This is a genomic window from Micromonospora sp. DT233 (assembly GCF_049841815.1).
GTDB lineage: Bacteria > Actinomycetota > Actinomycetes > Mycobacteriales > Micromonosporaceae > Micromonospora.
Genome location: NZ_JBNCLB010000002.1, coordinates 329,755 through 351,432, shown reverse-complemented (window position 1 = coordinate 351,432; position 21,678 = coordinate 329,755). Strand labels below are relative to the sequence as shown.

The following is a 21,678-nucleotide window of genomic DNA, read 5'->3' as shown; positions in this document are numbered from 1 at the left end:
GCTCAGCCCTCTGCGGGTCGCTCAGGTGCCGGCGGCGGCGAGCCGGGCCATCCGGGCCTTCGCCGACTGCCGCAACGGGTCCTCCATCCAGCGGCGCGGCACGGCGGCCAGGGCCAGCCGCAGGGCCCGCACGGTCAGGTTCGCCGACAGCTCGGTCGTCGGCAGCCCCAGCCCCCCGTACATCCGGCGGGCCCAGGGCGGCAGCAGCGCGAACGCGGTGCCGGCGACGCCGAAGTACGCCGCTCGGGCCGGCCCGAGGTTGAGCCCGAGCCGGACCGGGAGGCTGAGCTTCCAGGGCACCGGCGGCGCGGTCAGGAAGACGGCGGTCTCCGCCGCCTCGCGGGTGATCCGCAGCTCCGGCCGGACCTGCCGGTAGTACTGCGCCACCTCCGCCGCGCTGCCCGGCACGTCGGCCGGGTCCAGCCCGACCAGGGCCGCCGACCGGCGCTGCTCGGCGTAGTAGCGGTCCACCTCCGCGTCGGTCAGCCGCAGGCCGGCCCGGCGGGCGGTGCTCAGGAACGACTCCACCTCGGCCACGTGCACCCAGCGCAGCAGCTCCGGCTCGTCGACCCGGAACCGCTGCCCGGTGGCCGGGTCGGTGGCCCGCAGCCGGTCGTGGATCCGGCGTACCCGGGCGCCGGCGGCCTCGGCCTCGGCGGTGGTGCCGTAGATGGTGGTGTTGACGTACGTGGAGGTGCGGACCAGCCGCCCCCACGCGTCGGAGCGGTAGTCGCTGTTCTGCGCCACCCCGGCCATGGCCCGGGGGTGCAGCGCCTGGAGGTAGAGCGAACGCAGGCCGGCGACGATCAGGATCGGCTCCTCGTGCACCTTCCACGTGACCGAACCCGGACCGAAGAGGCCGAGGTCATCTGAGTCCACCCGACCAAGGGTGCCACGCCCGGGGCGCGACCCGGAGAATTAGCCGCTGCGGGCCGCCCCCGCCGCCCGTCGGAGGGCTGAACCGGGACCGGAGCGGGTGCGTGTACCCGATCGTCAGCACTGCCGTGGGGCCAGCTCGTCGTACCCTGGCCGCGGCGGACCGCGTCCACTGCCGGAGGTGTCGGTGTTCAGGGAGATCAACGGGCTGCCAGGCCATGTCCTGGTGATTCACGCCGCGGTGGTGTTCGTTCCGCTGCTGGCCGTGCTGGCCGCCGCGTACGGGCTGCTGCCCAGGTGGCGGCCCCGGCTCGGCTGGGCCGTCGCCGCGCTCGCCGTGGCGACCCCGATCGTCACCTTCGTGGCGACGCAGTCGGGCGAGGACCTGGAGCAGGCGCTGCGCGAGAAGGGCTACGGCCCGGAGGTGCTCCAGCAGGTCCAGGAGCACTCCGAGTACGGCGACGTGCTGCTCTGGCTCACCGTCGGCCTCGCCGTGGCGGCCATCCTCCTGCTGCTGGCGACCCGGGACGACGAACGGGTCACCCGCCTGCCGTCCTGGGTGTCGGTGCTGCTGACCGTGCTCGTGCTCGGGCTGGGGGCGGCCTCGCTGGTCTACGTGTACCTGACCGGGGACAGCGGCGCCGAGGCGGTCTGGACCGGGGTGCTCTGAACGGCGGGCGGCTCAGAAGAGCGCCCGCGAGCAGAGCAGGCAGAACAGGACCACCAGCACCACGGCGGCACCCCCGCCGATGCCCCAGGTGACCCACTGGGCGCGCTGCTCCTCCGCGTCCACCCCGGCCATGTCCTGCGGCGGAAGCTGACGGGGCGGCGTCATCTGCAGGTGCACCGGGGGACGCCAGCCGGGCGGCGGGGGCGTGGTGGGCGGCGGCCCGGCGTAACCGGTCGGCGCGGCGGGCCCGGCCGGGGCCGCCGCCGGCCCGCCCGCGCCGCTGCGATTGTTGCCGCCGTTGCCGCCGTTGCCGCTGCTGCCGCCGCCGTTGCCGGCGGGGGGTTCCGGCGGCCGACGCCAGTAGTCGTCCTCGGGGCGGTCGGCGCTGGGCGTGGTCACGCCGTCCGACGCTACCAACCCGGCCAGCGTCCGGCTGCCCGGACGCGGGCCCGCGAGCGGGTATCCTTGCCGCTCGTGAGCATCGACCCCGGGGCGCGGGCGCACGACGACGACCGCACCGTCGACCTGAGTGACGACTTCGTGGTGCTGCCCGAGCAGACGGCCGACGACACCGATCGGGGCTGGGGCGAGCGGGCCGCCGGCAACGACGACTGGCTGCTGGCCGAGCGCCCGCCGCACTGGGGCTGAGCCCGCAGGCCGTCGGCTGAGCCCGCCGGCCGTCGCGGGTCGTCAGCCGCGGACCACGATGGCGAAGCGGCTGCCCTCCGGCTGGCCGACGGCGCGTTGCGCCTGACCGGGCAGGAGCGCCAGGTAGAGCGCCGAGGCGCCGTCCGTCGCGCCGGCCCCAAGCACGTCGAGCACCAGTGCCCGGGACGCCAACAGGTCGGCCTCGGCGGCCCGGCCGCCCGCCGGCACGGCCAGCAGGTCCACCCGGTCGCCGGGGCGGACCACGGCGAGCGCGGCCGGCTCGGCCAGCCGGATGGGCACGCCGACCGCCCCGTCGGGCAGCGACAGCGGGGTCGGCGGCGAACCGGGACCGGCACCTGGGCCCTGAGCGGGCGGCGACGTGGCCGGGCCGGGGCCGCCGGAGGCGACCGGCGGGGGCGGGCAGCCGGCCGGGGTGCGCAGCACCGCCGCGGCGAGCCCGAGCAGGGCGGCCACCAGCGTGACGCGCAGCAGTGTCGACCGCCCCGGCAGCCGGGGCCGGCGCACCGGCCGCAGCGATTCGTTGCCCGCGCCGGTGCTCGCCATCGAAAGCGCTCCCGCCCGGCCCCGGCACGCGCGGGGCCCCGCCTGACCGACGCCGAGGTGACGCCGCAGCAGCAGGCTAGGCCGGCAGGGGGCGACCCCGCCCGGCTCGGGGCGGGGCCTGTGGACAACCGGGCGGGCTGTGGAAAACCCCCGCGCGGCGCGACGATCTGCTAAGGCGACGGGGCCGGTCGGGGCGGCGGGGTCAGGAGCCGCTGGCGGTCGACGTCTTGGCCGAGCCGCCGGAGGACGACGACGAGCCGGACGAAGACGACCCGGAGGACGAGGACCCGGACGAAGACGAGCCGGACGACGACGAGCCCGTGGAACCGCCGGACGCGCCGGTCGAGCCCCCGGAGGTGCTCGACGAGCCGGAGTCGCCGCCGGAGGACGAGTCGGACTTGGCCGGCTTGCCGGCCCCGCTCTTGGCCGCGTCGGCCCCGGCCCGGGAGTCGGTGCGATAGAAGCCGGAGCCCTTGAAGACGACGCCGACGGAGTTGAAGACCTTGCGCAGCCGCCCCGCACACGTCGGGCACTCGGTCAGCGGGTCGTCGGAGAAGGACTGCACCGCCTCGAGCTGGTGACCGCACGCGGTGCAGGCGTACTGGTAGGTGGGCACGTTCTCCTCCGGATCTGGCACGGCCGATTGGCACTCGACTCATTCGAGTGCCAATGGTGCGTCATCGGACCCGGATTCGTCCAGCGGAAGCGTCGCCACGGCCCCGGGGTCGCCCGTCAGCGTACGCAGCCCGCCCCGGGGGTCGACCACCGCGCGGACCGCCCGGTCGTGCGGCTGCACCGGCAGCCGGTCGCGCAGCTCGCCGTCGTGCAGCAGGGCCACCGTGAGGGCCCGGTCGCCGACCCGGGCCAGCGCCCGGTCGTACGAGCCGCCGCCGCGGCCCAGCCGCCGCCCGCGCCGATCCACCGCCAGGGCCGGCACCACCACCAGCGACGCGGCGGCGACCGCCGCCCGGCCGAGCCGGGGGCCGGTCGGCTCCCGCAGCCCTCGCCCGGCAGCCACCAGGGCGTCGGTGCCGGTGTACACCGCCCAGTCCAGGTCGAGGTCGGCGCAGAGCACCGGTAGCAGCAGCACCGCACCCGGGGGCAGCGCGGCGCGCAGCGCCTCCGGCAGCTCCGGGCCGCCCGGCTCCGAGCCGACCGGCACGTACGCGGTCATGGTGGCCGGGCGCAGCCGGCGTACCAGCTCGACCAGCGCCGTGCGGACCCGCGCCGCCGCCTGCGCCCGGGTCGCGGCCGGCAGCGCGCGGCGTCGGGCGAGCACCTCCACCCGGGCGATCCGCTTCGCCTCGTGGGTCACTTCCGCTCCATCAGAAAAATCGGACACGCAACACTCCTGACGCAACGTTTGCCACACGGTCGCACTGTGTCAGCATCGCTGACATTGGGCGCGGAACTCCGGGGGGAGCGTTGACGCTACGCGGACGGTTGACGGCGGCCTTCCTGACGGTGGCGCTCGGGCCGGTCCTGCTCGGCGCGCTCTTCGTCGGTTCGACCATGGCGGCCGTCGACCGGGCCCGCTCGGCGGAACGGCTCGGGCTGGCCGCCAGCGCGGTCCGTACCTCGGTCGACGCCCTCTGCCAGCAGCTACGCGCGGCGGCCGACGCCGTCGCCCTGGTCGCCGACCCGGCCGGCCGGGCGGGCGCGGCCGGGCAGGTGGTCAGCCGGGGCCTGGCCGCCGCGGTGCTGGTCACCGACGTGGCCGGCGGCGTGCTCTACACCACCCCCGGCGCCCCGGCCGGGCCCTGGCGGGACTGCTCGGGGCCGCTCCCCGCCGCCGGGGGGGTCCAGGCGCTCACCGCGCGGGTCGGGCTGCGCGACCCCGCCGGCGTCGACCTGGGCGCGGTCGCCGCCGCCCAGCCGCTCGACCCGGGCTTCGTGAGCCGGCTGGCGGCGGTCACCGGCGTCGCGGTCACCCTCCTCGACGACACCCCCGGCCGCGTCGCGCAGACCACCGAGGCCCCGGCGGTACGCGACGCGGTGCTGGCCGCCGCGCGCAGCGCCACCGGCGATCGGATCACCGAGACCTCCGACGGCCGGTACGTGCGCCGGCTGGGCCCGTCGCCGGGGCAGCCGCTGCCGCTGGTGCTCTCGGTGCGCGGCGAACGCCCTCCCGGCACGGACGGGGCGCTGGTCGGCGCGGTGGCGCTGGCGGGGCTGCTGGCGGTGGCGGCGGCCTGGCGGCTGGCCCGGGTGACCACCCGGCCGCTGGTGGAGCTGGCCGGCGCGGTGGACCGGGTGGCCCACGGCGACCTCGACGCCCGGGTGCCGGTGCGCAGCCGCGACGAGCTGGGCCGGCTGGCCGAGGCGTTCAACCGGATGATGCGGGAGACCGCCGCCTACGTGCAGGCGCTCACCAGCAGCCGGGACCAGTTGCGCGGGCACCTCGTGGTGCTCGGCGACACCCTGGCCAGCACCCACGACCTGCAACGCATCCTGCGGGTCATCCTGGACAGCGCGATCGCCGCCACCGGCGCGCGGGCCGGGGCGGTGCTGCTGGTCGACGACGGGGTGCTGGTGGGGCAGTGCGCGCAGGGGTTGGACGGGCGGTGGCCCGCCGACGGGGCCCGCCCCGACCCGGTCGACGCGGGGGAGCTGCGGGTGCCGGTGGGCTACGGCGTGATCGGCGCGGTGGCGGCCACCGGGGAGCCGCGTCGGGGCCGCGCCGACCCGGCGGCGGAGCCGACCGGCCAGCCGCGCTGCGAGACGTACGTCGCGGTGCCCTTCGCCACCCCCGGCGGCCCGGCCGACCCGCCCTACCGGGCCGGCGCGGAGCCGACCCGGGGCGGGCCGGAGCCGGCGGCGGCGCTCGGGGTGCTGGTCCTCTACGACCGGCTCGGCGGGGACGAGTTCGACGACGACGACCTGCTGACCCTGCGCACCTTCGCCGGTCGCGCGGCGGTGGCGGTGGAGAACGTCCGGGTGCACGAGGAGGCCCAGCGGCTGTCGTTGACCGACCCGCTGACGGGGCTGTGGAACTACCGCTACCTGCGTGAGTCGATCCGCCGGGAGGTGGAGCGGGCCAGCCGGTTCGGCCGGATGCTGAGCGTCCTCGCCCTGGACCTGGACCGTTTCAAGGTGGTCAACGACACCTGGGGGCACGCCGCCGGGGACGCGGTGCTGGTCGAGTTCGCCCGCCGGGTGCGGGGCGAGATCCGCGAGGTGGACCTGGCCTTCCGCCAGGGCGGGGAGGAGTTCGTGGTGCTGCTGCCGGAGACCGACGCGCGGGGGGCGACCATTGTGGCCGAGCGGCTCGGCGCGGCGGTCCGGGACACCCCCGTCGTGCTGGACTCCCCCGGCGGGGCGGTCGTGCGGATGACCGTCTCGGTGGGCATCGCTGTGTACCCGGACCACGCGACCACCGGCCCGGACGTGCTCGACGCCGCCGACGACGCCCTCTACGCGGCGAAGGGGGCCGGCCGGGACACCTGGCGGCTGGCCGAGGCCCGGCCGTGGCCCCCGGTGGAGGAGATCGCCGTGCCGGTGGGGGCGGTCAGTCCCGCCGACGGCCTGCCCCGGGCCGGCACGGCGACCGACCAGGGGAACGTCGCGGCTGCCGCCCATCCGGCGGCCGGCCCGGCCGACCCCGACGGCCGTCGCCCCGACCCGCCGGCCGGGCGGCCCGGCCCCGGCGGCGCGTCTTCCGGTCCTCACCCGTCGCGGCACGGCCGTGGCCGATAGTCTCGCGACATGTCGGAGCACTCAGTGAACCCCTCAGCGGCCGCCTCGGCCGGCCGTTCCCGAGCCGTCAAGGCCGTCATCCCGGCCGCCGGCCTGGCAACCCGGTTCCTGCCGGCCACCAAGGCGGTGCCCAAGGAGTTGCTGCCGGTCGTCGACCGGCCGGTCCTGCAGTACATCGTCGAGGAAGCGGCCCAGGCCGGCATCGGGGACGTGTTGTTGATCACCGGTCGGGGAAAGACATCGATGGTGGACCACTTCGATCGCCGGCCCGACCTGGAGGCCCGGCTGGAAGCCAAGGGCGACGACGCGCGGCTGGCCGCGGTGCGTCGCCCCAGCGAGCTGGCCGAGATCTACACCTGCCGCCAGCCCGAGCAGCTCGGCCTCGGCCACGCCGTCGGGTACGCCGAGTCGCACGTCGGCGACCAGCCCTTCGCGGTGCTGCTCGGCGACGAGTTCGTCAAGCCCTCCGAGCCGCTGCTGCCGGCGATGCTGGAGTTGCAGGCCCGCACCGGCGGCGTCGTGCTGGCCTTCTTCGAGATCGACCCGGCCGAGACCACGCGGTACGGCATCGCCTCGGTCGAACCGGCCGAGCCGGAGCTCACCGACATCGGCGAGGTCGTGAAGGTCACCGGCATGGTGGAGAAGCCGAAGCCGCAGGACGCGCCGAGCAACCTCGCCGTCCTCGGCCGGTACGTCCTGCCGGGACGGATCTTCGACGCGATCCGGCGCACGAAGCCGGGCAGCGGCGGGGAGATCCAGCTCACCGACGCGATGGAGCTGCTGCGCACCGAGGGCGTCCCGGTGCACGCGATCGTCTACCGGGGCACCCGCTACGACACCGGCATGCCGCTGGGCTACCTGCAGACCGTGGTGCAGATCGCCGCCGAGCGGGAGGACCTCGGCGCGGAGTTCCGCGCCTGGCTCGGCGAGTTCGTCAACCACGGCGACGAGACGGTCACCGCGGCGATCCTCGACGGGGTGCGTGCAGCGTCGGGCGGTCCTAGTACATGACCGCGACGGCCGACGCCGAGGCGGCCGCGAACGAGTTGATGCCGCTCGCCGACTACCTGGGCAGCGTGCTGCGCAGGTTACGCGCGCTGCCCCCGCTCGACCTCGACCTCACCCAGGCGCACGGCAACGTCCTCGCCGAGGACGTCGTCGCGCCGCACCCCTTCCCGGCCTTCGACCAGGCGGCCGTGGACGGGTACGCGGCCCGCTGGGACGACCTCTCCGGGGCGAGCCGGTCCGCCGGCTACCACGCCGGCCAGCCCGGCCCGCCCAGCCTGCGCCCCGTGCGGCTCAACGTGGTCGGTGACCTCGGCGCGGCGAGCTGGCGCCCGGTCCGGCTCACCCCGGGCTCCTGCTTCGCCGTCGCGGCCGGGGCGCCGCTGCCGATCACCGCCGACGTGGTGGTGCCGGAGGAGTGGACCGACCAGGGCATGGCCGCCGTGGAGATCTTCCGCACCCCCAAGCGGGGGTACGGGGTGCGCCGCGCCGGCGAGGAGCTGCCGGCCGGCACCGTGCTCGCCCGCGCCGGCACGTACGTCTCCCCGGCCCTGGTCGCGGTCTTCGCCGCCACCGGCATCGGGCACGTGGTGGTGCGGCCCTGCCCCCGGGTGGTCGTCGTGGCCACCGGCGACGAGCTGGTCGACGTGGGCCGGGCCAGCCAGCCCGGCCAGGTGGTCGACGCCAACTCGCACGCGTTGACCGCCGCCGCCGCCGAGGTCGGCGCGCTGGCGTACCGGGTGGGAATCTGCGACGACGACCCGGAGGGGCTGCGCGGACTGCTGGAGGACCAGACGCTGCGGGCGGATCTGATCATCACCACCGGCGGCACCGGCACCGGGCCGGGGGACATGGTGCGCCGGATCCTGTCCCGCCGGGAGGGCGGCCGGCCCGGCCCGGTGACCTTCACCGAGGTGGCCCTCTATCCGGGCACGGCGCTGGGGTTCGGTACGGTCGGCGCCGAGGAGGTGCCGGTGGTCTGTCTTCCCGGTGAGCCCGGCGCGGCGCTGATCGGCTTCGAGGTGCTGGCCCGGCCCGCCATCAACCTGTTGGCCGGGGCCGAGCCGGTGTTCCGGCCGAGCGTCCGCGCGCACCTGCTGGAGACCATCACCTCCCCCGGCGGGCTGCGCGAGTTCCGGCCCGCGCACGTCGCCGAGCGGCGCGGCGGGGGATACACGGTCCAGCCGCTGTCGGGCGGGCCGTTCACCCTCTCCGGCCTGGCCGACGCGAACGGGCTGATGGTGCTCGGCGAGCGGGTCACCACGGCCGCCGCCGGCTCCACGGTGGACGTGCTCCTGCTGGACCGCCGCCGGTGAGCGCGGCAATCGAGCTTGCGGGTTCCGCAGTCGTGAGCGGAAGGTTGGTCGGTGCGAGCGCGAGGAGTGAGCTTGCGAGCCCCGCAGTCGTGAGCGGAAGGTTGGTTCGGTGAGCATGCTGCGGGCGGGGCGGGCGCCGGGCTGGCCGACGGTGCTGGTGGACGGGCCGGTGTTGCTGCGGCCGTACCGGCGCTCGGACGCGACGGCCTGGGCGGAGGTGCGCCGCGCCAACCAGGCCTGGCTGGCGCCCTGGGAGTCGGCGCTGCCGGGGGACTGGCACGAGATGAACTCGCCGGCCGCGTTCCGCTGGGTGCACCGGGACCAGCGCCGCTCGGCGCGTACGGGCGAGGGGATGCCGTTCGCGGTCTGCCTGCGCGAGCACGGGCGGGAGCGGCTGGTCGGGCACCTCAACATCGGCAGCGTCGTGCGGCGGGCGTTCTGCTCGGCGTACGCGGGGTACTGGGTGGACCACCGGGTCGCCGGGCAGGGGGTCATCCCCACCGCGTTGGCGCTGGCCGTGGACCACGCCTTCGGGCCGGGCGGGCTGCACCGCATCGAGGTGAACATCCGCCCGGAGAACAAGCCGTCCCGGCGGGTGGTGGAGAAGCTGGGCTTCCGCGAGGAGTCGTACCACGTGCGTTACATGCACATCGACGGTGCCTGGCGCGACCACATCGGATACGCCATGACCAGCGAGGAAGTCGCCGCGGAGGGCGGCCTGTTGGCCCGCTGGCACCGGCTGCGGGCGATTGCCAGGTGAACCGCCCCACCCCCGCCCGATCGGCGCGGCGCACTATCTAGCGGGTCGACGGCCCGTAACCTCAAGTAACTGCAAGCTGCGGCAAGCGCTGCCCGCCCGCAGGATCGACCGCCCTGACCTGGGTTCGTCGAAGATCCTGCGGTGGCGCGGTGGTTGCCTCGAACTCGGTGACGGGAGGGGTGAGAGGGTGCCGACCTCGGTGCTCCTCGCCGTCCTCGCCGCCGCTGGCCTGCTCGCCCTCGCGCCGGCGCTGGTCCGCCGGTACGACGCCACCGAGCGGCTGGTGGCGGAGCGGGCGCAGTCGACGGCGCGGGTGCTCCAGCGCCGCCGGCGGCGTCGCACTGTCCCCGGCCGCCGCCCGACCAACCCGCCCCGGGCACTTGTGGTAACCCTCAGTGAAGATGCCGACACGGGCGGTCTCGTTGCCCCGGTCGCTGGCTCCGCCTCGACCGCCGCCTCGGGGTCCTCCGCGTCGTCGCGTCGGCGGCGTCGGCTGCGCGCGGTGCCGTCGGCCGGAAAGTCCCGTCGGCGGGCCGCTCCCCGCCGCCAGCACACTCCGGCGATCTACCGCCGCCGCCGGGTGCTGGCCGCCCTGCTGCTGCTCAACTTCGTCGAACTGATCGGCGTGATGGTCGTCGGCCCCGGCTTCTGGATCAGCTTCTCGGTCACCGCCGCGCTGCTGCTGACGTACGTGGTGCACCTGCGCAAGCGGGCGCTGGCCGAGCGCCGGCGGCGGCGCGGCGAGGCCCGGGAGGCGGCCTGGCTCGCCGCCCGCCAGGCCGAGGTGCGCCGCGAGCAGGCCCGCCGGTCGGCCGCCCGCCGGGAGGCGCAGCGCCGCCTGGCGGCCCAGCGCGAGGCGGTACGCCGCACGGCGATGGGGCTGGACCGCCCCGCCGACCTTCCGCCGGCGGCCAGCGGCGGCTCGGTGTCGTACCGGAGGGCGGGAGGGCTGCGCGGCCGCCCGTACCAGTCGGGCCGCACCTCCCACTCGGCCTGACGCGCGCGGCGTCCGGGGAGATCTTGGAAGATTCCGGCCCCTCGGAGGGCCGGTTCCTGCCAAGATCTGTCGGGGGGTGGGGCGGATTCGCTCGGCGGACGGGTGTGCTGTTAGTCTTGTTCCCGGCCCGCCCGGTGAAAGCCGGGTGGGACCAAAGCCGGTTCGCCGGTGGAGGGGCTGTGGCGCAGACTGGTAGCGCACCTCGTTCGCATCGAGGGGGTCAGGGGTTCAAATCCCCTCAGCTCCACCCAAATCAAGGCCATGGCCGGCGTTATCGCTGGTCATGGCCTTAATCTTTAGCCTCGCTATTCTTAGTCAAATCGTGGGCGCGACCGCGTCTTTTCGCCCGCAGCGCGCCTGTCCCGCCGACAGCGGCAGGGTCAGGGCAGCAGCCACAACAGCGCCTCCCGCAGGATGGTGATGCAGTTGGTGGTGAGGACGGACTCGACATGGAACTGGAAACTGGTGAAGCCTTCGGAGCGCAGCGCCACGACCCGGCCGTCGGGCTCGACGGCGATGGTCACGCCCTCCGGGGCCTGCGCCGGGGCGTCGGCGAAGAAGGTGTTGTAGAAACCGACGGGCTCGGCCCGGCCGAAGAGGTCGACGGTCTCCTGCACACCCTGTAGCGGCGGGTCCACCGGGTGCACGGTCATGCCGAGCAGGCGGCAGAGGATCTGGTGACCGAGGCAGACGGCGAGGAACGGCGTGCCGGCCTCCAGCAGCTCGCCCACGATGCGGTGCAGTTGGGCGATCTTCGGGTCGCCCAGGTCGTTCGGGTCGCCGGGGCCGGGCCCGACCAGCACCAGGTCGTAACCGGTCAGGCCGATGCCGGACTCCCGGTAGTCGCGCATGGTGACCTTGAGCCCGAGGTGCTCGAGGATGTGCTTGAGCATCTCGGTGAACTGGTCCTCGTTGTCGACGATCAGCACCGAGCGGCCGATGAGGGCGGGCGCGGCGTACCGGTCGTCGACCTGGCGGTTGATCCAGAAGCGCGACAGGTAACGGTTGCGGCCGGTGAGCACCTCCATGACCTTGTCGTCCACGAATCGGTGGAGGAAGGGGCCGGGCGGTTCGGCGGTGGTGATCGCCTGCAACAGACCCTCGGCCTTGGTGCGCACCTCACGGCACTCCTTCGCCGGCACGGAGTCGCGCACGACGCTGGCGCCGCTGCGGATCACGGCGTGGCCCTCGGTGTCCACCGCCATCGTCCGGATCGTGATGGCGCTGTCCAGCCACTCCTGGCCGTCGTCGTCGAGGCCGCGGATCATCAGGGCCGACGAGTAGTAGCCGCGGGACTCGGACTCGTGGCGGTGGATGACCCGGGCGGCGTTCTCCAGTGGACTGCCGACCATGGTCGCGGCGAACATCGACTCCCGGAACGCGTCGAGCGGGCTCATGGTGGCGGTGCCCTCGAGCACGTACTCGGTGTGGACGAGCGCGCTCATCTCCTTCAGGTACGGCCCGCGCACGACGCCGCCCTCGCCGCAGATCCGCGACATCATCTTGAGCTCCTCGTCGACCACCTGGAAGAGCTCGTTCACCTCCTTGCGGTCGGTGAGGAACTCGATGAGGTCGGCCCGTTTCTGCAGCGCCACCCGGGGCAGCGTGCCGCAGATCGGGTTCATCGTGACCGTGCCACGGCGGTAGGTGAGGTGTCGCTCGGGCGAGGACCCGATGAAGTAGCGCTCCCCGTCGAAGAAGCAGAAGGTGAGGTACGCCCCGATCTCGTTGCGGGCCAACCGGGCGAAGATCGTGTGCGCGACCTCGGGCCCGAAGTCACCGATGGTGACGTCGCAGCGCCGCGAGATGAGGAAGTTGGAGCCCTCGCCGCGCTGGATCTCCTCCTTGATCACCCGCTCGATCCGGGCGGCGAACTCCTCGTCCCCCGGGGTGTGCACGGCCTCGGAGACCACCCGGACGTCGGCGCGCACATCGGCGAACGACGCCAGCTCGACCTCACGGAACTCGCCGGGCACCAACGAGATGAGGGGCTCGTTGTCGTCGTGGCAGACGTAGCCGCGCTCGCGCAGTTGCGCGTAGGGCACCATGGTCAGCACCGGGTGGGCGGCCGGGCGAGGCACCTCGGCGAGCGACCAGGACCGCACGATCTCGCCGCGAGCGTAGTTGACTCTGCCCTCGGAATGGACGAGGCAATAGGGGTTGGCAAAGTCAAGACTCACCGGAAGCCACCCTTGCGGATCAGAAAGTGGTGTATCACCAGGTAATTGACGCCCGTGTCGAGGAAGCAGCTTAGCCCATCGGCCGGTCGTCCGACGATGGGTTGCCCGCCTCGTCGACCGTCTGCGCCCGAGCCGGGCCGGCCACGCCGACCGCTAATGGTCAGCCGTCGTCATTCCGCTGCCGCTTCCTGCCCCCGACTCCTTCGATCGGTCATCGTGACGTGGACCTCGATGCCGGCCAGTAGTTGCCGCAGCCCGAACTCCAGGTTGGGTTCGATGCTCGCGTCGTCGGCGCCGGCTTCGTCGGTGCCGTCGCCGGTGGCCGCACCGGGCGGCGGACCGAAGGTGCCGGCCGCCAGCAGCGCGGCCAGGGTCGGGAAACGCGCCGGGTCGACGACCGCGGCCAGGGCGGTGCCGAAGGTGACCGGGTCGTCGTCGGCCTCGTCGGCCGGTGCCCGGTCGATCGAGATCCGGGCCAGGCCCTGAGCGGCGCCGCTGAGGAACAGCGCGAGCGAGACCATCTCCTCGTACCGCAGGCCGATGCGGGAGATGGCCGACAGCAGGCCCTCGAACCAGGCCAGCTGGTTGGGGCCGATCGGGTAGCCGACCTTGGCCCGCACCATCCACGGATGGGCCTGGTAACGGGCCCACAGCGCCTTGACCCACGTCTCGACCCGGGTGCGCCAGTCACCGGGCAGCGCGGCCAGCTCCGGAGGTGCGCCGGAGGCGGCGTCGACCATCGCCGCGACCAGGTGGTTCTTGCTGGGCACGTATCGGTAGAGCGACATCGCGGTGACGCCCAACCGCTTGCCGATCTGCTGCATGGAGACCGCGTCGAGGCCCTCCTCGTCGGCGATCGCGACGGCCGCCTCGACGATCCTGGAGACGGTCAGCCCCGGCTTGGGCCCGGGTGCCCGGCCGGGCTGCCCGGTGTCGCGCCAGAGGAACTCGTACGTGCGTGGGACCTCGCCGGTCCTGCCGTCCTGCGCCATGCCGGCACCCTTCCGCGTTGACCGCCGCCGTTATCTGTGTATAGCATAAACGAAACCATTTATGGCATAAACTTGCCCGTGGCACAGCTGGGGGGAGCAATGGAAACTCCATACGCGATTCAGCTCAAAGACCTCCGAAAAAGGTACGGCGACGTCGAGGTGCTCAAGGGCGTCGAGCTCAACGTGCGCAAGGGTACGATGCTGGCCCTGCTCGGCCCGAACGGTGCCGGCAAGACCACCGTGGTCAGGGCGCTCAGCACCCTGACCCGCCCCACCAGCGGCACCGCCACCGTCAACGGCTTCGACACCGTGCGCGAGCGCAACGGCGTGCGCAGCTCGATCGGCCTGGTCGGTCAGTTCGTCGCCCTCGACTGGATGCACACCGGTCGGGAGAACCTGGTCATGGTGGGCCGGCTGCAGAAGCTCAGCAAGCCCAACGCCGCCAGGCGCGCAGAGCAACTGCTGGAACAGTTCGGGCTGCTCGACGCGGGCGACCGGCCCGTCAAGACGTACTCGGGGGGCATGAAGCGCCGCCTCGACCTGGCCGCCGGCCTCATCGTCACCCCGGCGGTGCTCTTCCTCGACGAGCCCACCACCGGCCTCGACCCGCGCAGCCGCCAGGTGATGTGGGACGTGATCCGCGAGCTGCTCGGCTCCGGCATCACGATCCTGCTCACCACGCAGTACCTCGAAGAGGCCGACCAGCTCGCCGACGAGATCGCCGTGCTGCACGGCGGCCGGATCATCGCGCAGGGCACCGCCGAGGAGCTCAAGCAGGCCGTCGGCAAGGAGCGCGTCGAGGTCGTCCTGGCCACCGACGAGGCGTTCCGGCGGGCCGGCGAGCTGATCACCGGCGAGGGCCGCCGGACCGACCCGGAGACCCGCACGATCAGCCTGGTCGTCGAGGCCCCGTCGCACGTCAAGCGGGTCCTCGACGAGCTGGAACGGCACGGCCTGGCACTCAGGTCGCTGTCGCTGACCAGGCCCACCCTGGACGACGTCTTCTTCGCCCTCACCGGGCGCGACGGCATTCCGGCCGAGCCCGCGCCCGCCCGCGCCGACTCCCAGGTGGGAGCCGCACTGTGACCACCGAGACCCTGACCGGCGACGGCGTCGTCCTGCCGGAGAAGCGTTCCAAGCTGTACTGGGCGATCAGCGACAACATGGTCCTGATCGGCCGCCACGTCCACCACCTCACGCGCAGCCCCGACCAGCTCTTCACCGCGATCATGCTGCCGGCGTCGATGCTGCTGCTGTTCTGCTTCATGTTCGGTGGCGCGATCGACGCCGGGAACACCACCTACATCAACTACCTGCTTCCGGGCATCCTGGTCATCAGCGTAACGATGATCTCGGTCTCCACCACGCTCGCCGTGCAGTCCGACATGCAGGAGGGCGTGGTCGACCGCTACCGCGCCATCGCCATGACGGACTCGGCGGTGATCACCGGGCACATCGTGGCGGCGGTGTTCCGCGCCGCCATCGCCCTGGTCATCATGGTCGGTCTCGGCTTCGCCGTCGGATTCCGCCCCGACGGCTCGTTCCTCGGCTGGGTCGGCGCGCTGGGCCTGCTCCTGCTCTTCGCCTTCTCGCTGGCCTGGGTCGCGGCCGTGCTCGGCCTGATCGCCAAGTCCGTCGACGGCGCCAGCGGCCTCGGCCTGATCCTGATGTTCACCCCGTACGCGAGCAGCGCCTTCGTCCCGCCGGAGACGCTGACCAACGGCCTGCGCCAGTTCGTCGAACACCAGCCGGTGACCCTGGTCGTCGACACGGTCCGCGCGCTGCTGCTCGGCCGGCCCGTCGGCGACGCCGGCTGGCAGGCGGTGCTCTGGTGGGCGGCGGTCCTGCTGGTCTTCGCCCCCCTGGCCACCCGCATCTACCGCCGCCGCTTCGCCTGACCCTGGGTCCGCCGAACGGGCCGGCCCGCCGGCCGGGTGGATCGCCCTGGGCCACCCGGCCGGAGACAAGGGGGCCACGACCTGGCGACTGCTACGCGACGACCAGTTGCCCGAGCTCCTGGGTGCAGCGGGTGAGCGCGACGTAGAGGCCGTTCCAGCCGCGTGGCTCGGCGGCGATCCCCTGGGGGTCGACGAGTAGCGTGGCGTCCCATTCCAGTCCCTTGCACTGGGCTGCGGTGAGCACCGGCACCTCGCTCAGCACCGCCCGGAGCGCGGCGACGCGGTCGGCGGGGGCGACGACGCCGACCGTGCCGCCGTGCCACCGTTGCCGGAGCCGTCGCACCGCCTGGGTGGCGGCGTCGGCAAGCTCCGCAGGCGTGGTCGTGAGCACCCAGGGGGCGATGCCGGCGGAGCGTACCGCCCGGGGCGGCGCGTTGTGGCTGCCGGCCTTTCGCAGCACGGGCTCGGTGAGCTCCATGACCTCACGCGGCGTCCGGTAACAGATCGTCAGCTCCGCGGCGGTCCAGCGTTCTCCGAAAGCCGCCTGCACCGCCTGCGCCCAGCTGGTGTGCCGGTGTGCTGCCTCCGCCTGGTCGATGTCGCCGACCGCGGTGACGGAACGGGTGGGACAGCGCCGCAGGACCATCTGCCACTGCATCTCGGAGAGCTCCTGCGCCTCGTCGACGACGACGTGGCCGTACACCCAGCCGCGCTGGCGACGAGCGTGGTCGGCGACGAACTCGCCCTGTGGTTGCGGGGCTTCGCCCTCGCCCAGCAGGTCGGCGAGGGCGTCGAGCAGGGGAATGTCGCTCGATGCCCACGGCGCGGGCTCGGCCGAGACGGCGGCGGTCTCCGCGGTGGACAACCGGGGAGCGAAGCGGGCCAGCCGGGCGCGGTCGGTCAGGAGATCACGCAGCAGGGCTTCGGCCTCGAGGGTGGGCCACCATGCCTCGACGAACCGGGCGATCGTCGCGTTCTCCGCGATGCGACGACGAAGGTCCTCCACCTCCTCCTCGGAGAGCGATCCGTCGACGTCACTGCCGGTGGGCCCACCGGCGGGGCGGTGGTCATGCTGCATGCTCCGGTCGACGCGGGCGAGGATGTCCTCGAAGCCCTCCTCCATCTCGTTCATCAGCGTCTCGCGCTGCTCGACCACGGCTTCGGCGAGGAGGTGGTGCAGCTGCTCGGCGAACGCCTGGCGGGCGCGATGGTACGGGCGGCCCCGCACCGAGGCGAGCGCCTGCGCCACCGCCGCGGCCGCGATGACGTAGAACTCGCCCTCCCAGCGCAGCCTCAGCTCGCGGGGCCGGGGGAACAGCGACGTGACGTAGCTTTCGAGCGCGGGTTGCCAGAGGGCGCGGCCCTTGATCTCGGCGAGCAGCCGGCTCTCGTCGCGGCCCACGCGGATGTCGGGCAGCAGGGTGTCGCAGGTCGCCGAGACGACGGCGGTCTCACCGAGCGCGGGCAGCACCTGGGCGATGTACTGGAGGAACCGCGGGGACGGGCCGAGGACCAGGACCGCCTGGTCGGCGATCGTCGCGTGGGCGAACAGCAGGTAGGCGACGCGGTGCAGGGCCACCACGGTCTTGCCGGTCCCGGGGCCGCCCTGCACGATCAGCGGGCCGGCCGCCTCCGCCCGGATGATGTCGTCCTGCTCGCGTTGCAGCGTGGAGATCGCCGTCGACATGTGACCGGTGCGCCGCTGGTCCAGGGCGGCCAGCAGGGCGCCTTCACCGACGAGTTCCGTGGTCACGGCCCCGTCGAGCGGCTCGTCGTCCACGCCGACGACGGCCGATCCCGTCGTACGGATGTGCCGGCGCCGTGCCTGACCCTGCGGGTCGAGAGCCGTCGCGGTGTAGAACGGCCGGGCTGCGGGAGCGCGCCAGTCCAGCAGCAGCGGCTCGCCCTCCCCGTCGTCGCTGCGCAGACCGACCCGGCCGACGTGCCGCACGGTGCCGTCAAGACCGTCGAGGCGGCCGAAGACCAGCCCGTCCTGTGCGCGCCGTAGCTCCTCGTACTGCTGGCGGAGCATGCGCATCCGCGCCCGTTCCAACGCGTCCAGGGCGCCTGACGAGAGCTCGGCCCGTAGGTGGTCGACGAGCCGGTCGCGCCGGGCCGTGGCCAGGTCGAGAAACTCCTGTTCCTCGGCGACGGCGGAGCGACGCGCGACGTCCTCCGTGTTGGAGGTGGCCGCTTCGCTGCTTGGCATTGCCTTGCTGACGTCAGCAGTGTCATTGTCCAGAGCGGATTTTTGGCCCATGCGCAAATCCTTGTATTGGCGCTCTCCCTCGACCCGAGCGGGCCGCAGGCGTTCCGGCGGCAAGCATGGTGACCGGAGCGTCGTCCAGGGGTGGTGTGTCGACGCTGACGATGAAACGTGCGCGGACCAGCAGGTCGTCCGGGCCCTCCTCGTCGATGTCGACGAGGGTGGGCGGCGCGCCGGGGACGCCGGTGCCCGACGCCGTCCACGTGTACCGCAGCTCAAGGGCACCCTCCTGGGGGCAGCCCCAGGTGACCTGGCTCACCGAGGCGCCGCGGGCGGCGTTGGCCCAACCGGTCCACCCGGTGCCGTCACCGCGCAGGCAGAGCCAACTCGACTCCATCGCCCCGTAGCATACGGGGCGTTGTCCCAGAGCCCCACCAGATTCTCGTCCTTCATATGCAGCATGATCTCCTTGCCCACCAAGCGGAGCTGGGTTCCGCTCAACTCACTTTTCTGACGGGGCAGGCAGTCGTACGCGACCCTCGGAATCGCCGGGTCGCACGACCTCCTCGCCCTCGCCGTGCGGGTCCTCCGACGTCCTGGCGATCCAGTCCAGGAGCTCCGGGTCGATCACGCCGTGCGCCGCGTCCGCGTTGCGCAGGGCGAGCCGCCGGAGCAGCTCGTCCCGACCGACCTGGAAGTGCACCAGCCGCCAGGTCGCGCCGAGGTCGGTGACGAGCTGCTTGTACTCCTCGCGTTCGCGGCGTTGCCCGAGCCCGTGGTCGAGGACGATCGAACGGCCGCTGCTCACCGCCGCCACGAGCTGCCCCCGGACCGCCTCCACCACCGGCCCCAGCAGCTCCAGGTGCCGCCCTTCCGGGTAGTCCTTGCCGAGCCGGCCGTGGCGCGCGATCAACTGCTCGTCGACGGAGAGCCGCAGCACCCCCTCGCGTTCGAGGGCGCGGGCATAGGTCGACTTGCCGGAGCCGGGCAGGCCGACGAGGAGATGGACCACGGGTGGCGGCGGCATCAGACCAGCCCAGAGGCGCGCGTCGGCGGGTCGATCTTCGCGCTAGCGGCGTTCGAGGGTGAGCAGCGGCTCGGCCAGCGCGGGCGCGGGCGCGCCGGGATCGGCGGCGACGATCCGCTCGATGTTGCGCAGGCCCGCCTCCGCCTCGTCGTGGCTGAGCTGGGCGAAGAACGAGAGAGTACGCAGCCGGAGGCGTTCCAGCACGTCGGCGCGGGTGCCGTCGGAGGGGTGGGTGACCGTGCCGAACGAGGCGACCCGCCAACCGAGCGCCGTGAACATCGCGATGACCTCGTGCAGCGGCTGGAACTGGGCCAGGTCCGCCTCGAGGCCGCGGGGGAAGTGGTCCAGCCACCACGGCTCGGGATGGTGGTCGCTGAAGTTGCCGCGCAACAGCAGCCGCCCGCCCGGCCGGATCACCCTGGTCAGCTCCCGGGCGGCGCGGGGCTTGTCCTGGACGTGGTGCCAGGCCAGGAACATCAGCGCGTAGTCGGCGCTGTCGGACGGCACGGGCAGCTCCTCGGCGGAGCCGGCCAGGTAGCGCACGTCGGGATGCTGCGCCTGGGCCTGGGCCACCTCGCGCATGCGCTCCGCCGGCTCGATGCCGGTGACCGGCCCGAACGCCCGCGCCAGCGCCGGGGTGAACCGGCCGGTCCCGGAGCCGACGTCCAGCCCGACCAGCGGGCGTCGCTCGGGCAGCGCGGCGGCGAAGGCGCTCATCCACGCCCCCAGCTGCTGCTCGTTGAGCGCGCGACCGCGCCGATAGTTCTGGTACTGCTCCCGGTCGTAGTCGACCCGTCTCATCGCCACTCCCTCAGTGTTCGACCGTCGGCCCGATGTATCGGAGCGATACATCGAGACGTTACTTTCCGGCTCGCCAAAAAGCCATGAAGATCCGGGAAACTTCGGTGAAGATGCTCGCTGGCGGGTGCCGCGACCCAGCATCTTCGGTGAAGTTGCCGGGTCCGGGTCGAGGGCGGGAGCGAGGGAGGCGGCGGGCGTGCCGGACGGGTGGGAGTGGGACGAGACCCTCTTCGCGGGGAGCGCCCCGTACTACGAGCGGGGGCGGCTGCCCTATGCCGCCGGCCTCGCCGACGCGCTCGCGGCCGCGTTGGGTCTCGACGGGACCGGACGCCTGCTCGACGTCGGTTGCGGGCCCGGCGTGGTCACGCTGCCCCTCGCGCCGCTGTTCGCCGAGGCGGTGGGCGTCGACCCGGACGAGGGGATGCTGGCCGAGGCCCGTCGCCGCAGCGAGCGGGCCGGCGTGGCCAACGTCCGGTGGGTGCGGGCGCGGGCCGAGGAGTTGCCCGCCGGGCTGGGCGTCTTCCGGGTGGCGGTCTTCGCACAGTCCTTCCACTGGATGGACCAGGAGCGGGTGGCCGGGACGATCCACCGAATGCTCGTTCCGGGCGGGGCGTTCGTGCACGTCAGCGACGTCAAGGAGCCGCCGTCGACCGGCCCGCTCGCGCACCCGCCGCCGCCCGTGGAGCGGATTCGGGAGCTGGTGCGGCACCAGTTGGGCCCCTTGCGGCGGGCCGGTCAGGGGGTGCTGGTCAACGGGACCCCCGGCGGCGAGGCAGCCGTGTTGACGCGGGCGGGCTTTCTCGGCCCCGAGCGGCTGCGGGTGCCGGCCTGCCGGGTGCTGGAGCGCAGCGTCGACGACGTGGTGGCGTGGGTGTACTCCCGATCGGACTCCGCACCCCACCTGTTCGGTCGGCGGCTCGCGGAGTTCGACAGCCGGTTGCGACGCCTGCTGGGCGAGGCGTCCGACGGGGGCCGGTTCTCGGAGCCGGTGCCGGACACGGAGGTCTTCGTCTGGCGTACCCCGGGGGAGGGCGACCGGCGGCGGGGCTGACGGCGGGTTGCCGTCGCGGGCGGGGCGGGGCTGGTCGACGCGTACCGGATGGGGCCTTCCATTCGAAGGTCGATCGGTATGATCGACCTTCCTCGATCTTGTGTCCTATTCGGAGGGAAGTCCTCGATGACGGGTCTGTTTGCCCGGGTCCTCACGTCGGCCTGCCTGGCGCTCGCCACCGCCGGTGCCGCGGTGCTCGCGGCCGTCGGCGGCACCGCCGTCGTGGCCACGCCGGCCCACGCCGCCGGCCCCCGGCCCAACTTCCAGATGCCGGTGCCGTGCGGCGAGACCTGGCGAATGGCCACCTACTACGGCCACGACGACTACGACATCGACCTGACCTTCACCGGCGGGGCCAGCAACGGCCGGCCGGTCCTCGCCTCCTACGCCGGGACCGTCACGTTCGCGGGCTGGGGCAGCGGCGGCGGCTGGTACGTGATCATCGATCACGGCGGCGGTTGGCGGACGCTCTACCTGCACATGATCGAGGCGCCGATGGTCGCCGCCGGGCAGGGGGTTTCGACGGGCCAGCAACTCGGCCGGGTCGGCAGCACCGGCAACTCCACCGGCCCGCACCTGCACTTCGAGCAGGTACGCGACGGGGTCAAGACCGAGTCGTACTTCAACGGGGTGCCCTCCGGCATCACCTCCGACGGCAGCCCGAACACCGGCCCGCTCTACATCTCCGGCCCCACCTCGCCGGCGCGGAACATGACCAGCCAGAACTGCGGGCAGACCAACACCAACCGCCAGGTGTACGAGTCCGGCAGCGACAACGGCTGGCGGTCGCTGCCGGTCAACTCCATCACCGGCTCGGCCACCGCGTCGATGGTCGTCGACGGCAACAAGCTCCTCTACACCGTCAACGACGGCCGGGTGTACGAGGCGTCCAGCGACACCGGGTGGCGCAACCTCTGGACCGGCATCTCCGGCGTCAGCAACAACGCCCTGGCCGTGACCAGCGTCGACGGCGTGAAGTACATCTACACGG

General features: G+C 73.5%; 22 protein-coding genes and 1 tRNA gene. 12 read left to right on the top strand and 11 right to left on the bottom strand.

Annotation, left to right across the window (positions count from 1 at the left end; translation table 11 throughout):
* Window positions 1–21: 21 nt before the first annotated feature.
* A complete protein-coding gene (locus ACLQ2V_RS05730; protein WP_425717300.1) occupies window positions 22–879 on the bottom strand; it encodes an oxygenase MpaB family protein in 858 nt (285 codons plus the stop codon).
* Window positions 880–1,063: 184 nt separating this feature from the next.
* Between ACLQ2V_RS05730 and ACLQ2V_RS05725 the strand changes: the two genes are divergently transcribed.
* Window positions 1,064–1,546, top strand: a complete 483-nt coding sequence (locus ACLQ2V_RS05725; protein WP_425717737.1) for a DUF2231 domain-containing protein — start codon at window positions 1,064–1,066, stop codon at window positions 1,544–1,546.
* A 12-nt stretch (window positions 1,547–1,558) separates the two neighbouring features.
* Here ACLQ2V_RS05725 and ACLQ2V_RS05720 read toward each other — a convergent pair whose 3' ends face one another.
* Window positions 1,559–1,945 carry a hypothetical protein gene (locus ACLQ2V_RS05720; protein WP_425717299.1) on the bottom strand — a complete coding sequence of 129 codons (387 nt, stop codon included), beginning with the start codon at window positions 1,943–1,945 and terminating at the stop codon, window positions 1,559–1,561.
* 66 nt (window positions 1,946–2,011) lie between these two features.
* On the opposite strand from ACLQ2V_RS05720, the gene ACLQ2V_RS05715 reads away from it, so the two are divergent.
* A complete protein-coding gene (locus tag ACLQ2V_RS05715) occupies window positions 2,012–2,194 on the top strand; it encodes a hypothetical protein (RefSeq protein WP_425717298.1) in 183 nt (60 codons plus the stop codon).
* 42 nt (window positions 2,195–2,236) lie between these two features.
* On the opposite strand, the gene ACLQ2V_RS05710 is transcribed toward ACLQ2V_RS05715, so the two are convergent.
* The 3 genes from ACLQ2V_RS05710 to ACLQ2V_RS05700 all read right to left on the bottom strand — a co-directional run bounded on the left by ACLQ2V_RS05710 (window position 2,237) and on the right by ACLQ2V_RS05700 (window position 4,073).
* A complete protein-coding gene (locus ACLQ2V_RS05710; protein WP_425717297.1) occupies window positions 2,237–2,758 on the bottom strand; it encodes a flagellar biosynthesis protein FlgA in 522 nt (173 codons plus the stop codon).
* A gap of 202 nt (window positions 2,759–2,960) precedes the next feature.
* Window positions 2,961–3,395, bottom strand: coding sequence for an FmdB family zinc ribbon protein (locus tag ACLQ2V_RS05705; RefSeq protein ID WP_425717296.1), 435 nt, complete (start codon window positions 3,393–3,395; stop codon window positions 2,961–2,963).
* Window positions 3,396–3,413: 18 nt separating this feature from the next.
* On the bottom strand, window positions 3,414–4,073 hold the full coding sequence (locus tag ACLQ2V_RS05700; protein ID WP_425717295.1) for a 5-formyltetrahydrofolate cyclo-ligase: 660 nt from the start codon (window positions 4,071–4,073) through the stop codon (window positions 3,414–3,416).
* A gap of 110 nt (window positions 4,074–4,183) precedes the next feature.
* On the opposite strand from ACLQ2V_RS05700, the gene ACLQ2V_RS05695 reads away from it, so the two are divergent.
* The 6 genes from ACLQ2V_RS05695 to ACLQ2V_RS05670 all read left to right on the top strand — a co-directional run bounded on the left by ACLQ2V_RS05695 (window position 4,184) and on the right by ACLQ2V_RS05670 (window position 10,779).
* Window positions 4,184–6,454, top strand: a complete 2,271-nt coding sequence (locus ACLQ2V_RS05695) for a diguanylate cyclase (protein WP_425717294.1) — start codon at window positions 4,184–4,186, stop codon at window positions 6,452–6,454.
* 9 nt (window positions 6,455–6,463) lie between these two features.
* Window positions 6,464–7,465 carry a UTP--glucose-1-phosphate uridylyltransferase gene (locus ACLQ2V_RS05690; protein WP_425717293.1) on the top strand — a complete coding sequence of 334 codons (1,002 nt, stop codon included), beginning with the start codon at window positions 6,464–6,466 and terminating at the stop codon, window positions 7,463–7,465.
* Window positions 7,462–8,775, top strand: a complete 1,314-nt coding sequence (gene glp / locus ACLQ2V_RS05685; protein ID WP_425717292.1) for a gephyrin-like molybdotransferase Glp — start codon at window positions 7,462–7,464, stop codon at window positions 8,773–8,775. Before ACLQ2V_RS05690 ends, glp begins: the two co-directional genes overlap by 4 nt.
* 115 nt (window positions 8,776–8,890) lie before the next feature.
* Entirely contained in the window at window positions 8,891–9,535 is a 645-nt protein-coding gene (locus ACLQ2V_RS05680; protein ID WP_425717736.1) for a GNAT family N-acetyltransferase, read from the top strand.
* A 187-nt stretch (window positions 9,536–9,722) separates the two neighbouring features.
* Window positions 9,723–10,532, top strand: a complete 810-nt coding sequence (locus tag ACLQ2V_RS05675) for a hypothetical protein (protein WP_425717291.1) — start codon at window positions 9,723–9,725, stop codon at window positions 10,530–10,532.
* A 173-nt stretch (window positions 10,533–10,705) separates the two neighbouring features.
* Window positions 10,706–10,779: transfer RNA gene (locus tag ACLQ2V_RS05670), tRNA-Ala, on the top strand.
* A gap of 133 nt (window positions 10,780–10,912) precedes the next feature.
* Here ACLQ2V_RS05670 and ACLQ2V_RS05665 read toward each other — a convergent pair.
* Window positions 10,913–12,637 (bottom strand): anthranilate synthase family protein, encoded by a 1,725-nt coding sequence (locus ACLQ2V_RS05665; RefSeq protein ID WP_425717290.1) that lies wholly within the window; start codon window positions 12,635–12,637, stop codon window positions 10,913–10,915.
* A 245-nt stretch (window positions 12,638–12,882) separates the two neighbouring features.
* A complete protein-coding gene (locus tag ACLQ2V_RS05660; protein WP_425717289.1) occupies window positions 12,883–13,704 on the bottom strand; it encodes a TetR/AcrR family transcriptional regulator in 822 nt (273 codons plus the stop codon).
* 99 nt (window positions 13,705–13,803) lie between these two features.
* Here ACLQ2V_RS05660 and ACLQ2V_RS05655 point away from each other — a divergent pair, with 99 nt between their 5' ends.
* Both ACLQ2V_RS05655 and ACLQ2V_RS05650 read left to right on the top strand, forming a co-directional pair.
* Window positions 13,804–14,790, top strand: a complete 987-nt coding sequence (locus tag ACLQ2V_RS05655; RefSeq protein ID WP_425717288.1) for an ATP-binding cassette domain-containing protein — start codon at window positions 13,804–13,806, stop codon at window positions 14,788–14,790.
* Window positions 14,787–15,602, top strand: a complete 816-nt coding sequence (locus ACLQ2V_RS05650; RefSeq protein WP_425717287.1) for an ABC transporter permease — start codon at window positions 14,787–14,789, stop codon at window positions 15,600–15,602. Before ACLQ2V_RS05655 ends, ACLQ2V_RS05650 begins: the two co-directional genes overlap by 4 nt.
* A 91-nt stretch (window positions 15,603–15,693) precedes the next feature.
* Here the strand turns inward: ACLQ2V_RS05650 and ACLQ2V_RS05645 are convergent, their stop codons facing one another.
* The 4 genes from ACLQ2V_RS05645 to ACLQ2V_RS05630 all read right to left on the bottom strand — a co-directional run bounded on the left by ACLQ2V_RS05645 (window position 15,694) and on the right by ACLQ2V_RS05630 (window position 19,636).
* Window positions 15,694–17,811 carry a HelD family protein gene (locus ACLQ2V_RS05645; RefSeq protein WP_425717286.1) on the bottom strand — a complete coding sequence of 706 codons (2,118 nt, stop codon included), beginning with the start codon at window positions 17,809–17,811 and terminating at the stop codon, window positions 15,694–15,696.
* 22 nt (window positions 17,812–17,833) lie between these two features.
* Window positions 17,834–18,205: a hypothetical protein gene (locus ACLQ2V_RS05640; protein ID WP_425717285.1), complete on the bottom strand. Its 372-nt coding sequence runs from the start codon at window positions 18,203–18,205 to the stop codon at window positions 17,834–17,836.
* Window positions 18,206–18,310: 105 nt separating this feature from the next.
* The gene (locus ACLQ2V_RS05635) at window positions 18,311–18,835 is read right to left on the bottom strand and encodes an AAA family ATPase (protein WP_425717284.1); all 525 of its coding nucleotides are present in this window, start codon (window positions 18,833–18,835) and stop codon (window positions 18,311–18,313) included.
* Window positions 18,836–18,877: 42 nt separating this feature from the next.
* Window positions 18,878–19,636 (bottom strand): class I SAM-dependent methyltransferase, encoded by a 759-nt coding sequence (locus tag ACLQ2V_RS05630; RefSeq protein ID WP_425717283.1) that lies wholly within the window; start codon window positions 19,634–19,636, stop codon window positions 18,878–18,880.
* Between the two features lie 196 nt (window positions 19,637–19,832).
* Between ACLQ2V_RS05630 and ACLQ2V_RS05625 the strand changes: the two genes are divergently transcribed.
* Together ACLQ2V_RS05625 and ACLQ2V_RS05620 are read left to right on the top strand one after the other, a co-directional pair.
* Window positions 19,833–20,687, top strand: coding sequence for a class I SAM-dependent methyltransferase (locus tag ACLQ2V_RS05625; protein WP_425717282.1), 855 nt, complete (start codon window positions 19,833–19,835; stop codon window positions 20,685–20,687).
* A 126-nt stretch (window positions 20,688–20,813) separates the two neighbouring features.
* Window positions 20,814–21,678 (top strand): M23 family metallopeptidase (locus ACLQ2V_RS05620; RefSeq protein WP_425717281.1); only part of this gene is annotated, 865 nt, incomplete at its 3' end.